At 61.5% G+C, this 24,145-nt stretch carries 25 protein-coding genes and 1 other RNA gene; 18 read left to right on the top strand and 8 right to left on the bottom strand.

Features of this window, described 5'->3' with window-relative positions; genetic code table 11:
• The first annotated feature begins 145 nt into the window (after positions 1-145).
• From IF189_RS27335 to IF189_RS27310, 6 genes are all read left to right on the top strand, one after another.
• On the top strand, positions 146-853 hold the full coding sequence (locus tag IF189_RS27335) for a FadR/GntR family transcriptional regulator (RefSeq protein WP_192552535.1): 708 nt from the start codon (positions 146-148) through the stop codon (positions 851-853).
• A gap of 120 nt (positions 854-973) precedes the next feature.
• Complete coding sequence (trxA, locus tag IF189_RS27330) at positions 974-1,303, top strand: thioredoxin TrxA (protein ID WP_003206727.1); 330 nt, start codon at positions 974-976, stop codon at positions 1,301-1,303.
• A 251-nt stretch (positions 1,304-1,554) separates the two neighbouring features.
• The gene (gene rho / locus IF189_RS27325; RefSeq protein WP_007951825.1) at positions 1,555-2,814 is read left to right on the top strand and encodes a transcription termination factor Rho; all 1,260 of its coding nucleotides are present in this window, start codon (positions 1,555-1,557) and stop codon (positions 2,812-2,814) included.
• A gap of 172 nt (positions 2,815-2,986) precedes the next feature.
• A complete protein-coding gene (locus IF189_RS27320; RefSeq protein ID WP_192552534.1) occupies positions 2,987-4,984 on the top strand; it encodes an acyltransferase family protein in 1,998 nt (665 codons plus the stop codon).
• Positions 4,985-5,053: 69 nt separating this feature from the next.
• Complete coding sequence (gene ubiD / locus IF189_RS27315; RefSeq protein ID WP_007951823.1) at positions 5,054-6,520, top strand: 4-hydroxy-3-polyprenylbenzoate decarboxylase; 1,467 nt, start codon at positions 5,054-5,056, stop codon at positions 6,518-6,520.
• A complete protein-coding gene (locus IF189_RS27310; protein WP_134828465.1) occupies positions 6,520-7,488 on the top strand; it encodes a CDP-6-deoxy-delta-3,4-glucoseen reductase in 969 nt (322 codons plus the stop codon). Before ubiD ends, IF189_RS27310 begins: the two co-directional genes overlap by 1 nt.
• A gap of 16 nt (positions 7,489-7,504) precedes the next feature.
• On the opposite strand, the gene IF189_RS27305 is transcribed toward IF189_RS27310, so the two are convergent.
• Positions 7,505-7,981 (bottom strand): sn-glycerol-3-phosphate transporter, encoded by a 477-nt coding sequence (locus IF189_RS27305; RefSeq protein ID WP_085708963.1) that lies wholly within the window; start codon positions 7,979-7,981, stop codon positions 7,505-7,507.
• A 355-nt stretch (positions 7,982-8,336) separates the two neighbouring features.
• Between IF189_RS27305 and IF189_RS27300 the strand changes: the two genes are divergently transcribed.
• Positions 8,337-9,005 (top strand): gamma-glutamylcyclotransferase, encoded by a 669-nt coding sequence (locus IF189_RS27300; RefSeq protein WP_085708964.1) that lies wholly within the window; start codon positions 8,337-8,339, stop codon positions 9,003-9,005.
• Here the strand turns inward: IF189_RS27300 and glpT are convergent.
• A complete protein-coding gene (glpT, locus tag IF189_RS27295) occupies positions 8,981-10,330 on the bottom strand; it encodes a glycerol-3-phosphate transporter (protein WP_085708965.1) in 1,350 nt (449 codons plus the stop codon). The genes IF189_RS27300 and glpT overlap by 25 nt on opposite strands.
• A 225-nt stretch (positions 10,331-10,555) precedes the next feature.
• Here glpT and IF189_RS27290 point away from each other — a divergent pair, with 225 nt between their 5' ends.
• On the top strand, positions 10,556-11,188 hold the full coding sequence (locus tag IF189_RS27290) for a flagellar basal body-associated protein FliL (RefSeq protein WP_192553610.1): 633 nt from the start codon (positions 10,556-10,558) through the stop codon (positions 11,186-11,188).
• Positions 11,189-11,203: 15 nt separating this feature from the next.
• Here the strand turns inward: IF189_RS27290 and IF189_RS27285 are convergent, their stop codons facing one another.
• Positions 11,204-12,181: an NADPH:quinone oxidoreductase family protein gene (locus tag IF189_RS27285; protein ID WP_192552533.1), complete on the bottom strand. Its 978-nt coding sequence runs from the start codon at positions 12,179-12,181 to the stop codon at positions 11,204-11,206.
• A gap of 150 nt (positions 12,182-12,331) precedes the next feature.
• Between IF189_RS27285 and IF189_RS27280 the strand changes: the two genes are divergently transcribed.
• A complete protein-coding gene (locus IF189_RS27280) occupies positions 12,332-12,739 on the top strand; it encodes a flagellar basal body-associated protein FliL (protein ID WP_065259922.1) in 408 nt (135 codons plus the stop codon).
• A gap of 142 nt (positions 12,740-12,881) precedes the next feature.
• Here the strand turns inward: IF189_RS27280 and IF189_RS27275 are convergent, their stop codons facing one another.
• A complete protein-coding gene (locus IF189_RS27275; RefSeq protein WP_134828461.1) occupies positions 12,882-13,334 on the bottom strand; it encodes an EVE domain-containing protein in 453 nt (150 codons plus the stop codon).
• A 197-nt stretch (positions 13,335-13,531) separates the two neighbouring features.
• Here IF189_RS27275 and IF189_RS27270 point away from each other — a divergent pair, with 197 nt between their 5' ends.
• A complete protein-coding gene (locus tag IF189_RS27270; protein ID WP_007911192.1) occupies positions 13,532-13,687 on the top strand; it encodes a hypothetical protein in 156 nt (51 codons plus the stop codon).
• A 37-nt stretch (positions 13,688-13,724) separates the two neighbouring features.
• On the opposite strand, the gene IF189_RS27265 is transcribed toward IF189_RS27270, so the two are convergent.
• The 4 genes from IF189_RS27265 to IF189_RS27250 all read right to left on the bottom strand — a co-directional run bounded on the left by IF189_RS27265 (position 13,725) and on the right by IF189_RS27250 (position 15,143).
• The gene (locus tag IF189_RS27265) at positions 13,725-14,330 is read right to left on the bottom strand and encodes a 5-formyltetrahydrofolate cyclo-ligase (protein WP_085708969.1); all 606 of its coding nucleotides are present in this window, start codon (positions 14,328-14,330) and stop codon (positions 13,725-13,727) included.
• Between the two features lie 80 nt (positions 14,331-14,410).
• A non-coding RNA gene (ssrS, locus tag IF189_RS27260) (6S RNA) lies at positions 14,411-14,589 on the bottom strand.
• A gap of 30 nt (positions 14,590-14,619) precedes the next feature.
• Positions 14,620-14,937, bottom strand: a complete 318-nt coding sequence (locus tag IF189_RS27255; protein WP_007967943.1) for a cell division protein ZapA — start codon at positions 14,935-14,937, stop codon at positions 14,620-14,622.
• Complete coding sequence (locus IF189_RS27250) at positions 14,934-15,143, bottom strand: TIGR02449 family protein (RefSeq protein WP_007940359.1); 210 nt, start codon at positions 15,141-15,143, stop codon at positions 14,934-14,936. The genes IF189_RS27255 and IF189_RS27250 overlap by 4 nt, the downstream gene beginning before the upstream one ends.
• Before the next feature lie 125 nt (positions 15,144-15,268).
• Between IF189_RS27250 and IF189_RS27245 the strand changes: the two genes are divergently transcribed.
• From IF189_RS27245 to gcvT, 8 genes are all read left to right on the top strand, one after another.
• The gene (locus IF189_RS27245; RefSeq protein ID WP_192552532.1) at positions 15,269-15,829 is read left to right on the top strand and encodes a YecA family protein; all 561 of its coding nucleotides are present in this window, start codon (positions 15,269-15,271) and stop codon (positions 15,827-15,829) included.
• 27 nt (positions 15,830-15,856) lie between these two features.
• A complete protein-coding gene (pepP, locus tag IF189_RS27240; protein ID WP_192552531.1) occupies positions 15,857-17,191 on the top strand; it encodes a Xaa-Pro aminopeptidase in 1,335 nt (444 codons plus the stop codon).
• Positions 17,188-18,375, top strand: coding sequence for a 2-octaprenyl-6-methoxyphenyl hydroxylase (gene ubiH / locus IF189_RS27235; RefSeq protein ID WP_134828457.1), 1,188 nt, complete (start codon positions 17,188-17,190; stop codon positions 18,373-18,375). Before pepP ends, ubiH begins: the two co-directional genes overlap by 4 nt.
• On the top strand, positions 18,368-18,853 hold the full coding sequence (locus IF189_RS27230; protein WP_114886216.1) for a DUF4442 domain-containing protein: 486 nt from the start codon (positions 18,368-18,370) through the stop codon (positions 18,851-18,853). Before ubiH ends, IF189_RS27230 begins: the two co-directional genes overlap by 8 nt.
• A gap of 9 nt (positions 18,854-18,862) precedes the next feature.
• Positions 18,863-20,080, top strand: a complete 1,218-nt coding sequence (locus IF189_RS27225) for a 2-octaprenyl-3-methyl-6-methoxy-1,4-benzoquinol hydroxylase (protein WP_167748788.1) — start codon at positions 18,863-18,865, stop codon at positions 20,078-20,080.
• A gap of 107 nt (positions 20,081-20,187) precedes the next feature.
• Positions 20,188-21,192, top strand: a complete 1,005-nt coding sequence (locus tag IF189_RS27220; protein ID WP_192552530.1) for an extracellular solute-binding protein — start codon at positions 20,188-20,190, stop codon at positions 21,190-21,192.
• A gap of 95 nt (positions 21,193-21,287) precedes the next feature.
• Positions 21,288-22,904: an ABC transporter permease gene (locus IF189_RS27215; RefSeq protein ID WP_114886211.1), complete on the top strand. Its 1,617-nt coding sequence runs from the start codon at positions 21,288-21,290 to the stop codon at positions 22,902-22,904.
• 156 nt (positions 22,905-23,060) lie between these two features.
• Entirely contained in the window at positions 23,061-24,143 is a 1,083-nt protein-coding gene (gene gcvT / locus IF189_RS27210; RefSeq protein WP_134828454.1) for a glycine cleavage system aminomethyltransferase GcvT, read from the top strand.
• Positions 24,144-24,145 lie beyond the last annotated feature (2 nt).

Below are 24,145 nucleotides of genomic sequence, written 5' to 3'. Positions count from 1 at the left end.
CTTACTGGTCTGAACAGTCAGGTCGGGTTTCGCACTGCGATAGCGCATCGACACGCACCGTCGAACCCCGCTGGGGCACGACTTGCCTGATGCCTCGAATAGCTTTACAACTGGCCGCACCTTGGCCTGGTCCGTCTGGAAAACCATGAACTCGATCTCCCGCGCCGTACCCGAAGTGGCGCTGCAAGCGATCCGTAAACTGATTACCGAGCAGGGCTTCGGCCCCGGCGATGCGCTGCCCTCGCAACGGGATCTGGCGGTGCAGCTGGGGGTCAGCCGCGCGTCGTTGCGCGAAGCGTTGTCGTCCTTGAGTGCGCTGGGGGTGGTCAGCATCCAGCCGGGCAAAGGCGTGTTCGTGCAGTCGCCGGTGGAGTTGCCGCGCGGGGAGGGCGCGCCGGCCTGGCCGTTCGCAGCCCAGGCCTCGCCGCTGGAGATCTTTCAGTTGCGCTATGCGCTGGAAGGTTTTGCGGCCGGCTTGGCGGCGGTGACGCTGAGTACATTCGATCTGGACGAACTGGAAGACAACGTCGCCGCCATGCGTGAGCAACTGCGTGCCGGCGACTTCGAGGTGGCGGCGACACTGGACTTCGAATTCCACCAGCGGATCCTGCGGGCCAGCGGCAATCAGGCGATGCTGAGCATCCTCACCGCCAGCGCCGAGATCTTTCTGGAGAGCCAGAAGCTACCGTTCATCCGCGCCGAACGGGCCATGGAAACCTGGCAGGAACACCGCAAGATCCTCCGCGCGCTGGCGCGCCGGGCCTCCGCAGCCGCCCAGAAAGCCATGCAGGAGCACGTGCGCAACGCGGCGCTGCGCACCGGAATTTCCTTCATCGCCCCCGCCGGCGCGTGACTTGAGCTATACCCAAACTCATCGAGTGCCATAGCAAGACTCAATCATCTGCGGCTTCCTGAACAAGGGAAGGGCGGCTATGATGGGCCACGTTTTTTTGCTTACAACCTGGAGAATTCCATGAGCAGCGATCTGATCAAACACGTTAGCGACGCTAGCTTCGAAGCCGACGTACTCAAGGCCGAAGGCGCTGTCCTGGTCGACTACTGGGCTGAATGGTGCGGCCCTTGCAAAATGATCGCTCCGGTTCTGGACGAGATTGCAGAGACTTACAAAGGCAAACTGACCGTTGCCAAGCTGAACATCGACGAAAACCAGGAAACCCCTGCCAAGCACGGCGTACGTGGTATTCCGACCCTGATGCTGTTCAAGAACGGCAACGTGGAAGCGACCAAGGTCGGCGCTCTGTCGAAGTCGCAACTGGCTGCTTTCCTCGACGCCAACATCTAAGCGTCGCGGTAAAGACTGTCCTCAAAAAGCCCCGCAAATTGCGGGGCTTTTTGCGTATTCAGGGCTAGACGCTCCGAAACTCAGGTGATACATTCGGCCCCGCACTGGTTTCTCCACTGCCCCCTGCTAGCCGTCGCCGACGCACTCCTTTTCGAACAAGTACGCGATCCTGTCGCCTTCTCCGCGGCGCGGCCTCATTAAGCCAAAAGCTTAATTTCCCCCCCCTCCATAAATGATTACGTCATTCCTATATGAATCTGACTGAACTCAAGCAAAAGCCGATTACCGAACTGCTCGAATTGGCCGAACAGATGGGCATAGAAAATATGGCCCGTTCGCGCAAGCAGGACGTGATTTTCTCCCTGCTGAAAAAGCACGCTAAAAGCGGTGAGGAAATCTCCGGTGATGGCGTGCTGGAGATTCTCCAGGACGGCTTCGGCTTCCTGCGCTCCGCTGACGCTTCCTATCTCGCCGGCCCTGACGACATCTACGTCTCGCCGAGCCAGATCCGCCGTTTCAACCTGCGCACCGGTGACACCATCGTTGGCAAGATCCGGCCGCCGAAGGAAGGCGAGCGTTATTTCGCCCTGCTCAAGGTCGACACGATCAACTTCGATCGTCCTGAGAACGCGAAGAACAAGATTCTCTTCGAGAACCTGACCCCGCTGTTCCCGAACGTGCGCATGAAGATGGAAGCCGGCAACGGTTCCACCGAAGACCTGACCGGTCGCGTGATCGACCTGTGCGCCCCGATCGGCAAAGGCCAGCGCGGTCTGATCGTTGCACCGCCGAAAGCCGGTAAAACGATCATGCTGCAGAACATCGCAGCGAACATCGCCCGTAACAACCCTGAAGTTCACCTGATCGTGCTGTTGATCGACGAACGTCCGGAAGAAGTGACCGAAATGCAGCGCACCGTGCGCGGCGAAGTGGTTGCCTCGACTTTCGACGAGCCGCCGACCCGTCACGTGCAGGTGGCTGAAATGGTGATCGAGAAGGCCAAGCGCCTGGTCGAGCACAAGAAGGACGTGGTGATCCTGCTCGACTCCATCACCCGTCTGGCCCGTGCCTACAACACCGTGATCCCGAGCTCCGGCAAGGTGCTGACCGGTGGTGTCGATGCCCACGCCCTGGAGAAGCCGAAGCGTTTCTTCGGTGCCGCGCGTAACATCGAAGAAGGCGGCTCGCTGACCATTATCGCCACCGCGCTGGTTGAAACCGGCTCGAAGATGGACGAAGTGATCTACGAAGAGTTCAAGGGCACCGGCAACATGGAGCTGCCTCTGGACCGTCGCATCGCCGAGAAACGTGTGTTCCCGGCCATCAACATCAACAAGTCCGGCACTCGCCGTGAAGAGTTGCTGACCGCCGACGACGAACTGCAGCGCATGTGGATCCTGCGCAAGCTGCTGCATCCGATGGACGAAGTGGCGGCCATCGAGTTCCTGGTCGACAAGCTGAAAACGACCAAGACCAACGACGAATTCTTCCTGTCGATGAAGCGCAAGTAACATCGTCGGTCTAGTCCAGAAAAAGGCGTCCCCCAAGGGGCGCCTTTTTTTTGCCTGCTTTTTGTCCGGACGATGGGAGGTTTGCGATCTGGTAAGGTCAGTGTGTTGGCAAAACAACAGGCAGTCCCCGAGGCTGTACAAAAAATAACCATCTGATTGGCATCAAGGATTTATGAGCACTCTCGCTTATCGAAGGGATATCGACGGCTTGCGCGCAGTCGCAGTGATTGCCGTGGTGCTGTTCCACTTTGGCGTCCCGGGATTCACCGGCGGATTTGTCGGTGTGGACGTGTTTTTCGTGATTTCCGGCTACCTGATCACCTCGATCATCTGGAACCAGCGCCAGGCCGGGCGTTTCAGCTTCGTCGAGTTCTGGGCCCGGCGTGCCCGGCGGATCCTGCCGGCGCTGTTTGCAATGATCATCGCGGTGCTGGCGGTGGGCTGGTTCCTGCTGGCCCCCAAGGACTACGAAGAACTCGGGCGCTCGGTGCGCTACCAGGTGACCTTCGTCTCGAACATCCTGTTCATGCGTCAGGACGGCTATTTCGACGTCGCGTCGGATCTCAAGCCGCTGCTGCACACCTGGTCGCTGGCGGTGGAAGAGCAGTTCTACATCCTTTTTCCGCTGTTGCTGACCTTGCTGTCGAGCCGATTGAAACACTGGCGGCTAGCGCTGTTCGGCGTATTGCTGCTGTCCTTCGGGCTGAGTGTGTGGGCGGTCCAGCATTATCCGGAGAAGGCGTTCTTCCTGTTGCCGATGCGGGCGTGGGAGCTGCTGGCCGGTGCGATGCTCGCCGTCGCGCCCCGACATTCATGGCGTCTCAAACCGATGGCCGCGCAGTGGCTGAGCCTGTTCGGTATGGCGCTCATCCTGCTGGCCGTCTTCGGGTACGACAAGCGCACGCCATTTCCCGGTGTCGCCGCGCTGCTGCCGGTGCTGGGCGTGGTGGCGCTGATCCTCGCCAACGGTCATCGAGAGACGCTGATCGGTCAATTCCTGAGCAGTCGGGTGATGGTCGGCCTCGGCCTGATTTCCTATTCCTGGTACTTGTGGCACTGGCCGGTGTTCGTATTTTCCAGCTATGCCAGCGTCGAGGAGCCGGGTGTGCTGGACATCGCAGGTTTGATCCTGTTGACACTGGTGCTGGGTTACCTGTCATGGAAATTCGTCGAAACGCCATTCCGCGAGCGTCGCCTGCTGGCCGGGCGCCGGCAGGTTCTGCTGGCCGGTTTCTGCGGCATCCTGGTACTCGGTCTGGCCGGGCAAGCCCTGCGCTGGACCGATGGCTTGCCGTCGCGTCTGTCTGAACAGGCGCTGCAATATGCCAAGGGTCACGAGTGGCGACCGGAGCTGATGGCGTGCCTGACCGATGACAAGGCACCGGACGACAAACTGTTCTGCCATTACGGTGTAGAAAACCTGCCAGCCCAGGCAATGGTCTGGGGCGACAGCCACGCTACGGCATTCATTCCAGTGCTGGAGGACGGTGCGCAAGCCCATGGCGTCAGCATGATCCTCGCCAGCTCTGCCGGTTGTATTCCGGTCGAAGGGCTGGAAACCGATGCGGCCTGTACGCGGTTCAATCGGCGTGTCGAGCAGCGGTTGAGCGCGCAACGTATCAGCGATGTGGTGCTGGTCGCACGTTGGAGCCTCTATCTGTATGGCGACGCCAAAGGCGATCTCGACCATGTGCTCAGAAAGCCGGATGGCAAATACGACCGTGCCGTCGCTGAGCAGCGTCTGGCTGAAGGCCTGCGCGCGCAGCTTGCTCAATTGCGCGAGGGTGGGCATCGGGTCTGGCTGGTGAAGGAGGCGCCGTTGCAGGCGTTCAGCCCGCCGTATCGCCTGACTCGCCTTGCAATGCTGGGGCACCCGGTGGAGGGCGTCGGTCTGGCCATCGGCGAGCATGACAAGCGCCAGGCATTCATCAGCCGCTTGTTCGCCCAACTGGCGCAGGATCCGATGGTGCGAGTGGTCGATCCGGCGCCACGGCTGTGCGATGAAAACGGTCTGTGTCGCGCCGAGCTCGACGGCTATTCGCTGTACAAGGATGACAATCACCTGTCGGAAGTCGGCGCGCGATTCGTGGCGCCGATCCTCGAACCGCTGTTTGTCAGCCTGCAGGCCGGCAAAAATCCGGGTAACGGCCGGGTGAATGCAGCCAAGTAAGCAGTGACGGGCTGCCAGCGACCGGCATAGCAGGTAGGATGTACGCCTATTTTGAGGGTGCCATCGTCAATGAAATTCAAGGATCTTCGGGATTTCGTGCAGCAGCTTGAGCAGCGCGGAGAGTTGAAACGCATCCAGATTCCCGTCTCGCCGGTGCTGGAAATGACCGAAGTGTGCGACCGCACACTGCGGGCCAAGGGCCCGGCGCTGCTGTTCGAGAAGCCGACCGGCTATGACATTCCGGTGCTCGGCAACCTGTTCGGCACCCCCGAGCGGGTCGCCATGGGCATGGGGGCCGAGTCGGTCAGCGAACTGCGCGAGATCGGCAAGCTGCTGGCGTTCCTCAAGGAGCCTGAGCCGCCGAAGGGCTTGAAGGACGCGTGGTCGAAGCTGCCGATCTTCCGCAAGATCATTGCGATGGCGCCGAAAGTCGTCAAAGACGCACCCTGCCAGGAAGTGGTCATCGAAGGCGATGACGTCGATCTGGCGATGCTGCCGGTGCAGACCTGCTGGCCGGGCGACGTGGCGCCGCTGATCACCTGGGGCCTGACCGTCACCAAAGGCCCGAACAAGGACCGGCAGAACCTCGGCATCTACCGTCAGCAAGTGATCGGCCGCAACAAGGTCATCATGCGCTGGCTCAGCCACCGTGGTGGCGCGCTGGATTTCCGTGAGTGGTGCGAGAAGCACCCGGGCCAGCCGTTCCCGGTGTCCGTGGCCCTCGGCGCGGATCCGGCGACCATTCTCGGTGCGGTCACCCCGGTGCCGGACAGCCTCTCCGAATACGCCTTCGCCGGTCTGCTGCGCGACAGCCGCACGGAGCTGGTGAAGTGCCGTGGCAACGACCTGCAAGTGCCGGCCACTGCCGAAATCATCCTCGAAGGCGTGATCCATCCGGGCGAAATGGCCGATGAAGGCCCCTACGGCGACCACACCGGTTACTACAACGAAGTCGACAGCTTCCCGGTGTTCACCGTCGAACGCATCACCCACCGGATCAAGCCGATCTACCACAGCACCTACACCGGCCGGCCGCCGGATGAGCCGGCAATTCTCGGTGTGGCGCTGAACGAAGTGTTCGTGCCGATCCTGCAAAAGCAGTTCCCGGAAATCACCGATTTCTACCTGCCGCCGGAAGGCTGCTCGTACCGCATGGCCGTGGTGACGATGAAGAAGTCGTATCCGGGCCACGCCAAGCGCGTGATGCTGGGTGTCTGGTCGTTTTTGCGACAGTTCATGTACACCAAGTTCGTTATCGTCACCGACGACGATATCAACGCGCGGGACTGGAACGACGTGATCTGGGCCATCACCACGCGCATGGACCCCAAGCGCGACACGGTGATGATCGACAACACGCCGATCGACTACCTCGACTTCGCCTCGCCGGTGTCGGGACTTGGCTCGAAAATGGGCCTGGACGCCACCCACAAGTGGCCGGGCGAAACCACTCGCGAGTGGGGCCGCGTCATCGTCAAGGATGATGCCGTCACCCAACGGATCGATGCCATCTGGAATCAGTTAGGAATAGATTGATGCGTGTAACCCTGCAGCCCTCCGGAGCGGTGCTCGAGATACGGCCCGGAGAGCGGATTCTCGATGGTGCGCGGCGCCTGGGCTACGAATGCCCGCAAAGCTGCCGCAACGGCAATTGTCATGTATGCGCAGCGCTGCTGGTGGAAGGCCGGGTCGAACAGGCCGGCAAGGTGCATGACCACGGCGAGTTCTACACTTGCATAGCGCAGCCGCTGGAAGACTGCATCCTGCTGTGGGATGGCGTGCTCGCGCTGGGAGAACTGCCGGTGCGCAGCCTGTCGTGTCAGGTCATCGAATGCCGGGACGTCGGTGGCGATACCTGGCGCGTGCGCCTGCGGGCGCCGGCCGGCAAGCCGCCGCGTTATCACGCCGGTCAGTACCTGATGATCGAGCGCGAGAGCGGTGAGAAATCAGCCTTTTCCATGGCCTCGGCGCCCCACGGCGGTCGAGACCTGGAAATCCACGTCCTGGCCCGCGAAGCCAGTGCCCTGAGCCTGATCGAGCAGCTGCAGCGCAATTCGATGGTGCGGGTCGAACTGCCCTTTGGCGACACCCATCTCGCGGAACTGCCGGAGGGGCCGCTGGTGTTGATCGCCGCCGGCACCGGCATGGGCCAGATCCACAGCCTGATCGAACATTGCCGGGCCAACGGCTTCAAGCATCCGGTGCATTTGTACTGGGGCGTGAGACGTCCGGAGGATTTCTACGAAATCGAACATTGGGACGAATGGCTGAAGCTGCCCAACCTGTTTCTGCACAAGGTCGTCAGCGACCAGTGCGGCTGGGAAGGGCGCTGCGGGATGTTGCATGAGGCGGTGTGCGAGGACTTCCCGGATCTGAAATCGCTGCATGTCTACGCCAGCGGTTCGCCGGCGATGGTCTACGGCACGCTGGATGCGCTGGTGGAAGCCGGGATGGATGCCCACCAGATGCGCGCCGACGTGTTTGCGTACGCGCCGCGCTCTTGAGCCGCGCTGTACATTTCTAGAACCGCACGCCCGTTGTCACCATGGCCGCGTTGGCGCCGAGAAACACCAGCTCGGCGCCCAGCGGGCCGTAGTGGGTGCCGACCGACGGAATGATCACCGGTGCAACGCCGAAGTGATTGAGCGGGATCTTGTCCTTGTAGTCACCCCGATAGCCCTGCAGCAACCCGCCCGTGAGTTTCACGTACACCGGATAATCGGCGCTCTCGAAGCGTTTGCCGGCATAGGCGTAATTGGAGCGCTGACTGAACGAGTTACGGAAAGTTGCCCCGCCAAATACCCAGCCGGAAGCCTGATTGCGTTCAATGCCGATCAAGTCCTGATGATTATTGTGTTCGGGGTCGGGTGAGTAATGTTTGGTGTAGACACTGGTTTGTGCGTACCAGAAACCTTTGTCTTCCCGGGAGTCATCCGTGGCCAATGCCTGGCCGGTCTGAATCAATAAAAGTGCGGCCAAAAGCCTGGTTGTGTTCATCGTGCAGCCTCGGTTGAACGGGTTGGCTTGCGCCAGAGGAAAGCCGTTTTACGCAGGCGATCAGCGACGGTAAATATGGGAAGTCCGAAATTTTAGTAGGAAAAATCCCGGGACTTCATGAACGAATCCTGAACGAAGAGAGGGCTTAACGTTATTTCATTCGGGTATTTAAGATATCTGCGCAATGGTATTAGGCTATATCAAACAAGATAGCCTTCGCGGATAACCCCGAATTAGCGCTATCAAAGGTGTCATACATCCTTTAGCACTTTTCGTTTTACAGTTACTGCTATATGTTCTATCAAGCGAATTGTGCTTACATCTTGTAATACTTGCGGGGCCGAACACTTCCGTCATGACAGCCATAGAATCTGCTTTTCTGAATCTGGCTTACCCTCCGCGGCTCGATCTGGGTCCGCAGCTGACTCACGAACAACTTCTCGCTTCCATGCAATCGACCATGGCGCGCCACAAGGGCGGGCCGGTGTGGCTGTTCGCGTATGGTTCGCTGATCTGGCGGCCGGAGTGTTCGGCGGTGGAGCGGGTCCGCGGGCGGGTGCATGGCTACCATCGCGGCTTGTATCTGTGGTCCCACGAACATCGCGGCACGCCGGAAATGCCGGGGCTGGTGTTCGGTCTGGATCGCGGCGGTTCGTGCAGTGGCTTTGCCTACCGGTTGCCGGAAGACAACCTCGACAGTGCGCTGTATGCGCTGTGGAAACGCGAGATGCCGTTCCCGTCCTATCGCCCGCACTGGCTCAACTGCCGTCTCGAAGATGGCAGCCAGGTACAGGCCTTGGGATTCGTGTTGGAGCGACACCTGCCCAGCTATGCCGGCAATCTGCCGGATCATGTGCTGAGCCAGGTGTTCGAAAGCGCTTGCGGGCGTTACGGCACGACTCGCGATTATGTCGAGCAGACCGCCCACGCCCTGCGCAGCCACGCCATGCCAGACCGGAATCTGGAGGCGCGGCTCAAGCGCTGCAAGTCAAAAGCTGATCAGGCGACTGCTTCGCGGCTCTGACTGGCGACTTGCTTGTGCCACAGGGTCGGGGCCAGGAAGGCCATCGACAGCAGGCAAGCGCCCACCAGCAGCACGAAACCGCCATCCCAACCGAAGTGGTCCACGGTGTAGCCCATCGCTGCACTGGCCGCGACCGAACCACCCAGATAACCGAACAGACCGGTGAAGCCCGCGGCCGTGCCGGCGGCTTTCTTCGGTGCCAGTTCCAGCGCCTGCAGGCCGATCAGCATCACCGGGCCGTAGATCAGGAAGCCGATCGAGAACAGCGCGATCATGTCGATGGTCGGGTTGCCGGCCGGGTTCAGCCAGTAAACCAGGGTCGCCACGGTCACCAGGGCCATGAACACCATGCCGGTCAGGCCACGGTTGCCACGGAAGATCTTGTCCGACATCCAGCCGCACAGCAATGTGCCCGGAATGCCCGCCCACTCATAGAAGAAGTACGCCCACGAAGTCTTGTCGACGTCAAAGTGCTTGGCTTCCTTGAGGTAGGTCGGCGCCCAGTCCAGTACGCCGTAGCGCAGCAGGTAGACGAACACGTTGGCCATGGCGATGTACCAGAGCATTTTGTTGCGCAGCACGTATTTGACGAAGATTTCCTTGGCGCTGAATTCGTCTTCGTGGCTGGCGTCGTAGCCTTCCGGGTAGTCGTTCTTGTACTTCTCGATCGGCGGCAGGCCAACCGATTGCGGGGTGTCACGCATGGTGATGAAGGCAAAAGCCGCCACCGCCAGGGCGACCGCCGCCGGTACGTAGAACGCTGCGTGCCAGTCGTTGAACAGGCCCATGCCGATCAGGAACAGCGGGCCGATCAGGCCGCCGCCGACGTTATGCGCCACGTTCCACACGGACACCACGCCGCCGCGCTCCTTCTGCGACCACCAGTGCACCATGGTCCGTCCGCTCGGCGGCCAGCCCATGCCCTGGGCCCAGCCGTTGATGAACAGCAGGATGAACATCATGGTCACGCTGGACGTTGCCCAAGGTGCGAAACCGAAAATGAACATCACCCCCGCCGAGACCAGCAGGCCGAACGGCAGGAAGTAGCGCGGGTTGGAACGGTCGGAGACCAGGCCCATGAGGAACTTGGACAAACCGTAGGCAATGGCGATGGCCGACATCGCCAGACCCAGTTCGCCGCGGGTATAACCCTCGTCGATCAGGTACGGCATGGCCAGGGAGAAGTTCTTGCGCAGCAGGTAGTAACCCGCATAGCCAAAGAAGATACCGGCGAAGATCTGCCAGCGCAGGCGTCGGTAGGTACTGTCTATTTTTTCTTCAGGCAATGGAGCCTGATGTGCGGCAGGTCGAAAGAAAGCAAACATTCAAGAGCTCCAGATTTCTTGTTTTGACTGCGGATGCGAATGTTACAGTTTCGTTACCGAAAATAGCACCGGTTCGCATCGGCAAAACAGCGGAAAATGTTGGAAGTCGCGCGTTCTTTTACGAACCTGTCGCTCTGCTGTAAGAACAGGGCGTTTTCACCACTTATGAACATGGGCTGGCATAGACTCGCGATCCGTCGATCGACTGATCAGCAGAGATGAATGATGGCTTTGAAGGTTCGCATGCTCATGCGCCGATTATTGGCGGCGGCGGTTATCGCCGTTGCGGTGCTGGGATTGATTTACGCCGATCACCCTGCCCAGTCCGGGTTGCGCAATGCCACGGTGCTGATCATCCGCCATGCGGAGAAGCCGACTGAAGGATCGGTGCTCAATGCCCGTGGCGAAGAGCGGGCCCGCGCCTATGCCGACTACTTCAATCCATTGAAGCTCGATGGCCAGACGCTGACCCCGGAACGGCTGATCGCCGCCGGCGACACTCCCGAGAGCTCCCGCTCACGTTTGACCCTGACGCCGCTGGCCGAGCGTCTGAACCTGTCCATCGAACAGCCTTACATCAACGGCGATGTGCATGAGCTGGTCAAGCTGTTGCGCAAGAGCAATCAGGCACCGGTCATCCTGATCGCCTGGCACCACGGGCGCATCAACAAGCTGATCAGTGCGTTCGGTGGCGACAGCACGGCCCTGATGGGCCAGAAAAAATGGCCGGACGAGGTGTTCGACTGGATGCTCGTGCTGCGCTTCGATGACAAGGGCCGGATCATCAAGGCTGATAGCCGGAAGGTTCTGGAGCACCTGCTGCCGGGCGACGCAGAGGATTCTCCCGGCAACAAATGACGGCTCCGAGGCGCTTCAGCGCACCTGCACCACAACCTTGCCCACCGCCTTGCGCTGCCCAAGATCATTGATCGCCTGTGCCGCCTCACTCAGCGGATAGACCTGCGACACCAGCGGCTTCAGCTTGCCTTCGGCGAACCAGCCGAACAGTTGCTGGAAGTTCGCCGCGTTGTCCTGTGGCTGGCGCTGGGCGAAAGAGCCCCAGAACACACCGAGCACTGCCGCGCCCTTGAGCAGGGCGAGGTTGACCGGCAGTTCGGGAATGCGTCCGCTGGCAAAACCGACCACCAGCAGGCGGCCGTTCCAGGCGATGGCGCGGATGGCCTGGTCGAACAGGTCGCCGCCGACCGGGTCGTAGATCACGTCGGCGCCCTGGCCGTCGGTCAGGCGTTTGATTTCGTCCTTGAGGCTGGTTTCGCTGTAGTTGATCAATTCATCTGCACCGGCAGCCTTGGCCACGGCGAGTTTTTCGGCGCTGCTGGCGGCGGCGATGACCCGGGCGCCCATGGCTTTGCCGATCTCCACGGCAGCGAGGCCGACACCTCCGGATGCACCGAGCACCAGCAGGGTTTCCCCCGGTTGCAGGTTGCCGCGCTGCTTGAGCGCGTGCATCGAGGTGCCGTAGGTCATGCTGAACGCGGCGGCGGTGTTGAAATCCATCGACGGCGGGATCGGCAGCACGTTATAGCCCGGCACTGCGACCTGCTCGGCAAAGCTGCCCCAGCCGGTCAGGGCCATGACCCGGTCGCCGACTTTCAAGTGGCTGACCTTTTCCCCCACCGCGCTGACCACCCCGGCTGCTTCACCTCCCGGCGAGAACGGGAAGGGCGGCTTGAACTGGTACTTGCCCTCGATGATCAGCGTGTCCGGGAAGTTGACCCCGGCGGCGTGCACGTCCAGCAGGATTTCGTTCTTCTTCGCGACAGGACTGGCGACGTCTTCCAGCACCAGCGATTCGGCAGGGCCGAAGGCTTTGCACAGCACGGCTTTCATCAGGGCTATTCCTTTGGGAGTGATGGCCGATAAGTGTAGGTGTGGCAGTCAACGGGTCAACGAGCATGCCCGGCCCTGATAGTCCGCCATAAGCTTGTGCTTGCGCGGCGGGTCGTTATGCTAGGCCGCAAACCGGATAAGGAGCGAATTGTGAAAGCGTGGATCATGTTGTTGCTGGCCCTGTCTCTGCCTGTGGCAGCGCTGGCCGAAGAAGCCAAAGAAGGCGAGGCGCCGAAGGTCAACTACATCACCCTGAGCCCGCCGTTCGTGGGCAACTACGGGCTGGACGGCACGCCGAAGCTCAAGGTCTACAAGGCCGATGTGGCGTTGCGGGTGACCGGCGACGAGGCGACCAAACTGGTCAAGGCCAACGAGCCGCTGATCCGCAATCAACTGGTGGCGCTGTTCACCCAGCAGACCACCGACGCGATGGGCAGCATCGAAGGCAAGGAAAAGCTGCGTCAGGAAGCCTTGAAGCAGACCCAGCAAGTAATGAATGACGAGACCGGCAAGCCGGTGGTCGAGGATCTGTTGTTCAACAACCTGATCATTCAGTAAGGCATTCGTTGTCCGGGCGGGCCTCATCGCGAGCAAGCTCGCTCCCACAGTGGTTTTGTGGTGCCACACATTTGTGTGATCGCCGCTGAACCCTGTGGGAGCGAGCTTGCTCGCGATGGCATTTTGTCAGGCGACAAATGACTCAGGGTTTGAGCGCGATAACCGCCGCCCATTGCTCGGCGGTCACCGGCATCACCGACAGTCGCGAACCCTTCTGCACCAGTGGCATCTCGGCCAGCGCGGTCTGCTGCTTCAGATAATCCAGCTTCAACACCCGGGCAAACGTCTCGACATGGGCGACATCAATCGCGCTCCAGGCGTTTTTCTCCGGTGTGGCTTTGGGGTCGAAGTAATGGCTCTCCGGTTCCAGTGCGGTGGGATCCGGGTACGCGGCTTCGATGATCCTGCCGATTCCGGCAATCCCCGGCTCAGGGCAGCTGGAGTGATAGAAAAAGAACTCATCCCCCACCGCCATGGCTCGCAGGAAATTGCGCGCCTGGTAGTTGCGCACCCCGTCCCAGCGCGCCTTGCCGAGTTTTTCCAGCCCCTTGATCGAGAGTTCGTCGGGCTCGGATTTCATCAGCCAGTAGGCCATGGTGGTTGCTCCTGAAACGGTCATTGGGCAGGTTGTCGGGCAATTTTATGACAAACCGACAGTCGGTTGACGCCAGCATTTGCGCAGAGGTTCACGTTGTCGCAAAATGCCGGCCTTTAAAGCTTGACGCTGCTGCACGGCCTACGAATGGAAACCGCTGCTGTCATCGTGATGATGTGCCTTGAGGGGGGCAATCGATGAAACGCAAACCGGATTTGCTGTGGACTTTGGTGATTTTGTTCGGCCTTGGCGTCGTGACCACCGGTTATGCGCAAAGTCTGTGGGCCAACAAGGCCGATGCTCCGATTGAAGTGGCGCAACAAGTACAGCAGTCGACAGCGTTCAAGCGCTGATCCCGTCTTCCCGACGCCGCTGATTCCCTCGCGGCGTCTACCCTGCGAAATACCACGCCTTGTCGGTCACCGTTCCCTGCAGCGGTACATCCCAGCTGGCCTGCGCCAGTCGTTCCACTTTCTGACATTCATGGGCCAGGCCCAGCAGCGTCGGCTTGCGCCAGTTCTGGCGGCGAGCCAGGTAAGCCAGGCTACGGTCGTAGAATCCGCCGCCCATACCCAGGCGTCCGCCGACATCGTCAAACCCTACCAATGGCAACAACACCAGATCCAGTGCCCAGATCTTGCGCTGACGGGCGACATTGACCCGAGGCTCGAGAATACGGAAACGGTTGGGCCGCAGCTTTTCGCCGGGGCGGATCTGCTGAAAGACCATTTTGGTCCGCGGCCAGGCACTCAATACCGGCAGGTAGGTTTTCTTGCCGCGACGCTGAGCAGCGCGCAGCAACAGACGCGGGTCGATCTCACCGTCGGTGGGCAGGTACAGGGAAATGTGTTTCGCCCGGCGAAATTGCGGGTCCTGCGCGAGCTGTTTGTACAGACCTTCGGCGGCCGCGCGTTGCTGACTTGGCGTCAGGGAGCGGCGGGCCTTGCGCAGCAGGCGGCGCAGTTGGGGGCGGGGCAGCAGCGCGGGTTCGGTCATGGTCGGCTTCGGCAGGGTGGGGACGAAAACGTACGCATAAAAAATCCGATGCCGGCATGCACCGGCATCGGATTCGAATCAGGCTCCCCGGATGAGCCGCTGTCGACTTAGCCCTTGAACCCGAGAGTTCAAGGTGGAGGATGCAGTAGGCTTTAAGGCTTTCCGTCTGGCGGACATGCACACCAGCCCAACGTGCAACCCCCAGGGTAGTGCAAATCGGCTCAGGGACATCGTCAACTGGCAAGCACCCCAGGGAGTGCGGCGAGTATACCTCAAGCGGCCTGGCGAATCAGCCCTTGCTGATGTCCGGATCGTCGGCCAGCACCAGATCGACACGATCGAGCAAGTCACGCACCTGTTCACGGGTCGAGCCGCTGGCCTGGATGTCCGGGCGCTCTTCTTTGTGCAAGAGATCGTGGGTGATGTTCAACGCGGCCATCACGGCGATGCGGTCGGCGCCGATGACTTTGCCGCTGCTGCGGATCTCGCGCATCTTGCCGTCCAGGTAACGCGCGGCACTGACCAGATTGCTGCGTTCTTCCTGGGGACAGATGATCGAATATTCTTTGTCGAGGATCTGCACGGTAACGCTATTGCTTGAACTCATGAGTCTTGCTCCAGGGCCTTGAGGCGCGAAATCATCGACTCGACCTTACGCCGGGCGATTTCGTTTTTTTCAATGAGGTGCGCGCGTTCCTCGCGCCAGGTCTTTTCCTGAGCTAATAAGAGTGCGTTTTGACTCTTTAGTTGCTCGACCCGAGTAATCAGCAGTTCGAGTCTGGCCATCAGCGCTTGCAGGTCGGTGTCTTCCATTGTGTCCACTGATTCGGTCTGATGGGTTTGGCTGGGGGACAGCCTTTAATGGTCTTGGCGAGTCTGTCGATGTAGGATACAAGGCCTTCATTCTAGACATAGCGCCGTCTGGCGCCTAGCTGCCCATGCCCATTCAGAATTCCCCGTACCAAGCCTTCGCCACCCTGCTGACTGCCAGCGGTCACAACGTCTCGCCTGCCGAACTGCATGGCCTGCTGCTCGGCCGCAGCTGCGCCGGTGCCGGCTTCAATGCCGAAGAATGGCTGATCGACGCCGCCGAGCTGCTCGAAAGCGAGCCGCAGGACAACGTTCGCAACGCGCTCATCGGCCTGCAGGAAATGGTCAAGGGCGAACTCACCGGTGACGACGTGACCGTCGTGCTGCTGTTGCCGACCGACGACGTGCCACTGGCTGATCGCGCTGCCGCACTGGGCCAGTGGTGCCAGGGCTTCCTCACCGGTTTCGGCCTGAACTGCCGCGACAGCAGCATGCTGAGCACCGAGGCCACTGAGGTGTTGCAGGATCTGGCAGCGATTTCCCAGGTGCAAGATGCACTGGAAGAATCCGAAGACGGCGAAAGCGACTACATGGAAGTCATGGAGTACCTGCGTGTAGCGCCGCTGCTGCTGTTCTCCGAAACCAAGAAAGCCGACGTGCCGCCAGCCGCCAAGCCGTCGCTGCACTGATCGCGTGCCAGGGAAAGCCATCTGCCCATGATCCATATCCCGAAAGCGGAATACGCCCGTCGCCGCAAGGCACTCATGGCGCAGATGGAACCCAACAGCATCGCCATCCTGCCCGCCGCTGCGGTTGCGATTCGCAACCGTGACGTCGAGCACGTCTACCGCCAGGACAGCGACTTCCAGTACCTGAGCGGTTTCCCCGAGCCGCAGGCGGTCATCGTTTTGATGCCCGGTCGCGAGCACGGCGAATACGTGCTGTTCTGCCGTGAACGCAATGCCGAACGGGAACTCTGGGACGGCCTGCGCGCCGGCCAGGAAGGCGCGATTCGCGACTTTGGCGCCGACGACGCCTTCCCCATCACCGACATCGACGACATCCTGCCGGGCCTGATCGAAGGTCGCGACCGGGTGTATTCGGCCATGGGCAGCAACCCGGAATTCGACCGTCACCTGATGGACTGGATCAACGTGATCCGCTCCAAGGCGCACCTCGGCGCCCAGCCGCCGAACGAATTCGTTGCCCTGGATCACCTGCTGCATGACATGCGCCTGTATAAATCGGCGGCAGAAGTGAAGGTGATGCGCGAAGCGGCGCGGATTTCCGCCCAGGCCCACATCCGGGCGATGCAGGCCAGCCGCGCCGGGCTGTACGAGTACAGCCTGGAAGCCGAACTGGATTACGAGTTCCGCAAGGGTGGGGCGAAAATGCCCGCCTACGGCTCGATCGTCGCCGCCGGGCGCAACAGCTGCATCCTGCATTACCAGCAGAATGACGCGTTGCTCAAGGACGGTGATCTGGTATTGATCGACGCCGGTTGCGAAATCGACTGCTACGCCAGCGACATCACGCGGACGTGGCCGGTCAACGGCAAGTTTTCCGCTGAACAGAAAGCGATCTACGAACTGGTGCTGGCTTCGCAGGAAGCGGCATTCGCCGAAATCGCCCCGAACAAGCACTGGAACCAAGCGCACGAAGCCACGGTTCGGGTGATCACCGCCGGGCTGGTGCAGCTGGGGTTGTTGCAGGGCGAAGTCGACGAGTTGATCGCCACCGAGGCCTACAAGGCGTTTTACATGCACCGCGCCGGCCACTGGCTGGGCATGGATGTGCATGACGTCGGCGAGTACAAGGTCGGCGGCGAATGGCGGGTGCTGGAAGTCGGCATGGCGCTGACCGTGGAGCCGGGCATCTACATCGCCCCGGACAATCAGAACGTAGCGAAGAAATGGCGCGGCATTGGCGTGCGCATCGAGGACGACGTGGTAGTGACCAAGAGCGGTTGTGAAATCCTGACCGGCGGTGTGCCGAAAACCGTCGCCGAGATCGAAGCCCTGATGGCGCAAGCACGGACGCACGCGGCATGAGTCGGGTCAATCTGGCAATCATCGGTGGCGGTCTGGTCGGCGCCAGTCTGGCGTTGGCGCTGCAGGCCGGGGCCAAGGCCCGGGGCTGGAAGATCGTGCTGATCGAACCGTTCGCTCCCGGCGACAGTTGGCAGCCGAGTTACGACGCACGTTCATCGGCGCTGTCCTTTGGCTCGCGGCAGATTTATCAGCGGCTGGGCGTGTGGCAGGAAATCTCCCGCCGCGCCGAGCCGATCAAGCAGATTCATGTATCCGACCGTGGACGTTTTTCCACCGCCCGACTGTCGGCGATGGAAGAGGGCGTCCCGGCGCTCGGCTATGTCGTGGAAAACGCCTGGCTCGGCCACAGCCTGTGGCAACACCTCGACAAAGACGTGATCAGTTGGCGCTGCCCGGCGGAAGTCACCCGCATGGAACCGTTGCCGGACGGCTATCGCCTGACCCTCAACGATGAGACCACGGTCGAGTGCGATCTGGCGGTGCTCGCCGATGGAGGTCGTTCCGGTCTGCGCGAGCAACTGGGCATCAACGTGCGCAAACGCCCGTACAACCAGAGCGCGCTGATCGCCAACATCACCCCGAGTGAAGCGCACAACGGCATGGCCTTCGAGCGCTTCACCGACGAAGGCCCGATGGCGCTGCTGCCGCTGCCGGAAAACCGCTGCGCGCTGGTCTGGACCCGTCTGGGGATGGACGCGCAACGTCTGGCGGACCTGAGTGATCGTGATTTCCTCAGCGAGCTGCAAGGTGTGTTCGGCTACCGTCTCGGTACGTTGAAACAAGTTGGCGCGCGACATCTGTATCCGCTGTCGCTGGTGGAGGCCGAAGAGCAGGTGCGCTCGCATCTGGCCGTCCTCGGCAACGCCGCCCACAGCCTGCACCCGATTGCCGGGCAGGGTTTCAACCTGTCCCTGCGCGATGCCGATGCCTTGGCCGCCGGGCTGCTGACCAGCGACAAACCGCTGGGTGATTTCGCCACGTTGCAGGCCTATCGCGAGCGTCAGCGTCTCGATCAGGACCTCACCGTAGGATTCTCCGATCAGGTGACGCGCCTGTTCGGCAGCACTCAGCCGCTGGTTTCGCTTGGCCGCAACATCGGCCTGCTCGGCCTCGATCTGCTGCCGCCGGCCAAACGCTGGTTCGCCCGTCAGGCCATGGGGCTGGGGACGCGGCCGGATGCGTGAGTGGCTGATCAAACAGTTTGGCAAGGCGCGGCTGATGCGCTGGATCATGACGTTCTACCCGCCGTACTTCGGTGCTGGGGTCCGGGTGAAGCACATCAGCGATGACTTTCGTGACATCCAGGTCTCGATGGGCCTGGGCTGGTACAACCGCAATTACGTCGGCACCCAGTTCGGCGGCAGTCTGTATTCGATGGTCGATCCGTTTTTCATGTTGATGCTCATGGAGAACCTCGGGTCGAAGTACATCGTCTGGGACAAGGCTGCCGACATCGATTTCATTGCGCCGGGCAAAGGCCCGGTGTTCGCCCGGTTCAACATCGACGACACCCTGCTCGACGAAATCCGTCGGCAGACCGCCAGTGGCGAGAAATACCTGCCGCAGTTGCAGGTCGACATTCATGACGGTGCCGGCAACCTGGTGGCGCGGGTCGGTAAAACCCTTTACGTGCGGCTCAAGCCGCAAGCGAGACAGGCTTAAAGCATGGAAATGCGCGCGGATGTGCTGATTGTCGGAGCCGGAATGGTCGGCAGCGCCCTGGCGCTGGCGTTGCAGGACAGCGGGCTGGAAGTCCTGCTGCTCGACGGCAGCCCGCTGAGCGTCAAACCCTTCACTGGCGATGCGCCGTTCGAGCCGCGAGTCAGTGCGCTGTCGGCAGCCAGTCAGCGGATCCTCGATCGCCTCGGCGTATGGGACGGCATCGTCAACCGACGCAGCAGCCCCTACACCGACATGCACGTCTGGGACGGCAGCGGCACCGGGCAGATCCATTTCTCGGCCAGCAGCGTGCACGCCGAAGTGCTCGGCCACATTGTCGAGAACCGCGTGGTGCAGGATGCCTTGCTCGACCGTCTGCACGATTGCGATCTCGGCCTGCTGGCCAATGCGCGGCTGGAGCAGATGCGCCGCTCCGGTGACGACTGGCTGCTGACCCTGGCCGACGGCCGCACCCTGCGCGCGCCGCTGGTGATCGCGGCGGACGGCGCCAATTCCGCCGTGCGCCGTCTGACCGGCGTCGCCACTCGTGAGTGGGATTATCTGCATCACGCCATCGTCACCAGCGTACGCAGCAGCAAACCGCACCGCATGACCGCGTGGCAGCGCTTCACCGATCACGGGCCGCTGGCGTTTCTGCCGCTGGAGCGTGATGGCCAGCAGGACTGGTGCTCAATCGTCTGGTCGACCACGCCGAGCGAAGCCGAACGGCTGATGGCGCTGGATGAAGCGGATTTCTGCCGTGAGCTGGAGCGCGCCTTTGAAGGCTGCCTCGGCGACGTCATCAGCGCCGACCCGCGGCTGTGCGTGCCGCTGCGTCAGCGTCACGCCAAGCGCTACGTGGCCGAAGGCCTGGCGCTGATCGGCGATGCCGCGCATACCATTCACCCGTTGGCGGGGCAGGGCGTGAACCTTGGTTTCCTCGATGCCGCTGTACTCGCCGAAGTGCTGTTGCAAGCCAATGAACGCGGCGAACGTTTGGCGGACGTGAAAGTGCTGAGCCGCTATGAGCGCCGGCGCATGCCGCACAACCTGGCGCTTATGGCGGCGATGGAAGGCTTCGAGCGGTTGTTCCAGGCCGATCCGCTGCCGCTGCGCTGGTTGCGCAACACCGGACTGAAAATCGTCGAGCAGATGCCCGAGGCCAAAGCGCTGTTCGTACGCGAAGCACTGGGGCTGACCGGGGATTTGCCGGCGCTTGCCAAGGTCTGAAGAACGTCGTGCAACATCTGGTAACTCCTTGGGAAAGTGTTCGATTGAGCTGGTAAATGTGAGTCCTTATCATTTGGGCCACTTTTCCCGACCGAGAGATCACTCCCATGTTGGCATCCAAGCGTGTTCTGACCGCACTGGCCCTGACCCTGATTGGCAGCACCGCCGCCCAGGCCGCCGATGAGGTGGTGGTCTACTCGTCGCGCATCGATGAGCTGATCAAGCCGGTGTTCGATGCCTACACCGCCAAGACCGGGGTGAAGATCAAGTTCATCACCGACAAGGAAGCGCCGCTGATGCAGCGGATCAAGGCCGAAGGCGAGAACGCCACAGCCGACCTGCTGCTGACCGTCGATGCCGGCAACCTCTGGCAGGCCGAACAGATGGGCATTCTCCAGCCGTTCACTTCGAAAACCATCGACGCCAACATTCCCCTGCAATATCGCTCGTCCAGCCACGCCTGGACCGGTCTGAGCCTGCGCGCACGGACCATCGCCTATTCCACCGAGCGCGTGAAACCGGGCGAACTGACCACCTACGAAGCGTTGGCCGACAAGAACTGGGAAGGCCGCCTGTGCCTGCGCACGGCGAAGAAGGTCTACAACCAGTCGCTGACCGCCACCATGATCGAAGTCCATGGCGCCGAGAAAACCGAGAAGATCCTCAAGGGCTGGGTCAACAACCTGTCCACCGATGTGTTCTCCGACGACGTCGCGGTACTGGAAGCGATCAACGCCGGCCAGTGCGACGTAGGCATCGTCAACACCTACTACTACGGTCGCCTGCACAAGCAGAAACCGGATCTGCCGGTGAAACTGTTCTGGCCGAACCAGGCGGATCGCGGTGTGCACGTCAACCTGTCGGGCATCGGTCTGACCAGACATGCGCCGCACCCGGAAGCCGCCAAGGCACTGGTCGAGTGGATGACCACGCCTGAGGCGCAGAAGATCTTCGCTGATGTGAACCAGGAGTTCCCGGCGAATCCGGCGGTGAAACCTTCGGAAGAAGTGGCGGCGTGGGGGCAGTTTGTGGCTGATACGCTGCCGGTTGAGGTAGCGGGCAAGCGTCAGGCCGAGGCGATCCGGATGATGGACCGGGCGGGCTGGAACTGATGCTGCGAGTCCAATCGCCGCAAGCGTGATGCGCAGCGTCACACGATAAGTGCCCACGCCATGCGTGGGCACAATCATTCAACGAGAGTTTTTCCTTGGCCCACCCCGCCCAACGCCGCTGGTACCCCATCGTCTTCGCCATCGCCGCGTTGGTGCTGCTCCCTCTCAGCGTCCTGCTGCTGTCGTGGCAGACCATCGACCAGCAGATCTGGTCGCACCTGTGGGAAACCCAGATGCCACGCCTGCTGGGCAACACCCTGACGCTGGTCTTCGGCGTAGGTGTCGGTGTGACGCTGATCGGTGTGAGCCTCGCCTGGCTCACCAGCCTCTGCGAATTCCCCGGCCGGCGCTGGCTCGACTGGGCGTTGATGCTGCCGTTTGCGATCCCGGCCTACGTGCTGGCGTTCGTGTTCGTCGGCCTGCTGGACTTCGCCGGTCCCGTGCAAAGCCTGCTGCGCGAATGGTTCGGAACCGGTTTGCGTCTGCCGCGAGTGCGCTCCACCGGCGGGGTGATCCTGGTGTTGGTGCTGGTGTTCTACCCCTACGTTTACCTGCTGGCGCGCACTGCGTTTCTCGCTCAAGGCAAAGGCCTGATGGAAGCGGCGCGGGTGCTCGGCCAGTCACCGTGGCAAGCGTTCTGGCGGGTGGCATTGCCGATGGCGCGACCGGCCATCGGCGCCGGTGTAGCGCTGGCCTTAATGGAAACCCTGGCGGATTTCGGTGCGGTGTCGGTGTTCAATTTCGACACCTTCACTACCGCGATCTACAAGACCTGGTATGGCTTCTTCAGCCTGTCGAGCGCAGCGCAACTGGCCAGCCTGTTGCTGCTGGTGGTGATGCTGGTGCTGTACGGCGAACGTCGCGCCCGGGGTGCCAATCGGGCAAGCAACGAACGACCACGGGTCAAAGCGCTGTACCACCTGCGCGGGCCCAAGGCCTGGGCGGCAACCGGCTGGTGCGGTCTGGTGTTCGCTTGTGCGTTTGTCATCCCGGTGCTGCAATTGCTGGTGTGGTTCTGGCAGCGCGGGCGTTTCGATCTGGATGAGCGTTACGCCGGGCTGATTCTGCACACCCTGTATCTGGGCGGCATGGCGGCGTTGATCACGGTCAGCGTGGCGATGTTGCTGGCATTCGCCCGGCGACTGGCACCGACTCCGGCAATCCGTTCCGGCGTCAGTCTGGCCAACCTCGGCTACGCGTTGCCGGGCTCGGTGCTGGCGGTGTCGATCATGCTGGCGTTCAGTTATCTGGATCGTGAGCTGGTGATTCCGCTGTCCGGCTGGCTCGGCGGTGCGGGTAAACCGTTGCTGCTGGGCAGTCTGGCGGCGTTGCTGATGGCTTATCTGGTGCGCTTCGTGGCGGTGGCCTACGGGCCGCTGGAAAGCAGTCTGGCGCGTATACGGCCCTCTTTGCCTGAAGCGGCACGTAGCCTGGGTGTCAGTGGGCCGCGACTGTTTTTCAAAGTGTATCTGCCGTTGCTGCTGCCCGGCACGCTCAGCGCCGCGCTGCTGGTGTTCGTCGACGTGCTCAAGGAAATGCCCGCCACCCTGCTGATGCGCCCGTTTGGCTGGGACACGCTGGCCGTGCGCATCTTCGAGATGACCAGCGAAGGCGAATGGGCGAGGGCGTCGTTGCCGGCGCTGACCCTGGTGCTGGTCGGGTTGTTGCCGGTCATCGGACTTATTCGCCGCTCGGCGCATCGAAACACTTAGTCGTCAGTCCTGAATCATGCGGCTACAATGCGCGGCATTCGGTGCGGTCCGTCTGACAGACCCTGTCGCTGAAATCGGCTGAAAGCCTTCTCTTTCGGGGCTTTCAAACCGTGCAGCAGCGCTCCGCACCTTCGCCACGCCCGGAAGGAGAAACCCATGGGACAGCGTACGCCTCTGTATGACCTGCATCTCGCCCTCGGCGCGAAGATGGTCGATTTTGGCGGTTGGGACATGCCACTGCATTACGGCTCGCAGGTCGAGGAGCACCACGAGGTGCGTCGCGATTGCGGGGTGTTCGATGTATCCCACATGACCGTGATCGATGTCGCCGGTAACCAGGCCAAGGCCTGGCTCCAGCATTTGCTGGCCAACGACGTCGAACGCCTGCACAGCCCCGGCCGTGCGTTGTACAGCACCATGCTCAACGAGCGCGGCGGCATCGTCGACGACATGATCGTCTATCGCCTCGAGGACGGTTACAGACTGGTGGTCAACGCCTCGACCCGCGATCAGGATCTGGCCTGGATGCAGGCCCATCTCTCCGGCTTCGACGTGCAGCTGCAAGAACGCACGGATCTGGCGATGCTCGCCATTCAAGGCCCCCATGCCCGGCACAAGATTGCCGAGCTGGTAACCCAGTCCCGCGCCAATCTGATCCAGATGCTCAAGCCGTTCGAAGGTCAGGTCGATGGCGACTGGTTCATTGCGCGCACCGGCTACACCGGCGAGGACGGTCTGGAAATTGCCCTGCCGGCCGATCAGGCCCCCGGATTCTTCAACGATCTGGTGGGCGCCGGCATTTCTCCCATTGGCCTCGGCGCTCGCGACACCTTGCGGGTGGAAGCCGGGATGAACCTCTACGGTCAGGACATCCATCAGGACGTTTCGCCGCTGGCCTCGAACATGGCCTGGAGCATCGCCTGGGAGCCGGCCACGCGCCGGTTCATCGGTCGCGATGCGCTGGAAGCGGAAAAAACCGCCGGCGTGCAGCACAAACTGGTGGGTCTGGTGCTCGAGGAACGCGGGGTTTTGCGTGCGCATCAGGTGGTTCGTATCGCTGATGTTGGCGAAGGAGAGATCACCAGTGGTAGTTTCTCTCCTACGCTTAGCAAGTCGATTGCCCTGGCGCGTGTACCGATGGCGACTGCCGACCGCGCCGAAGTGGAAATCCGTGGCAAGTGGTATCCGGTACGAGTGGTCAAACCGACCTTCGTCCGTCACGGCAAAACCTTGATCTAACC

The organism is Pseudomonas sp. IzPS59 (assembly GCF_014863505.1).
GTDB classification, from domain to species: Bacteria; Pseudomonadota; Gammaproteobacteria; order Pseudomonadales; family Pseudomonadaceae; genus Aquipseudomonas; species Aquipseudomonas kribbensis.
This window is presented reverse-complemented; position numbering and strand designations above follow the sequence as displayed.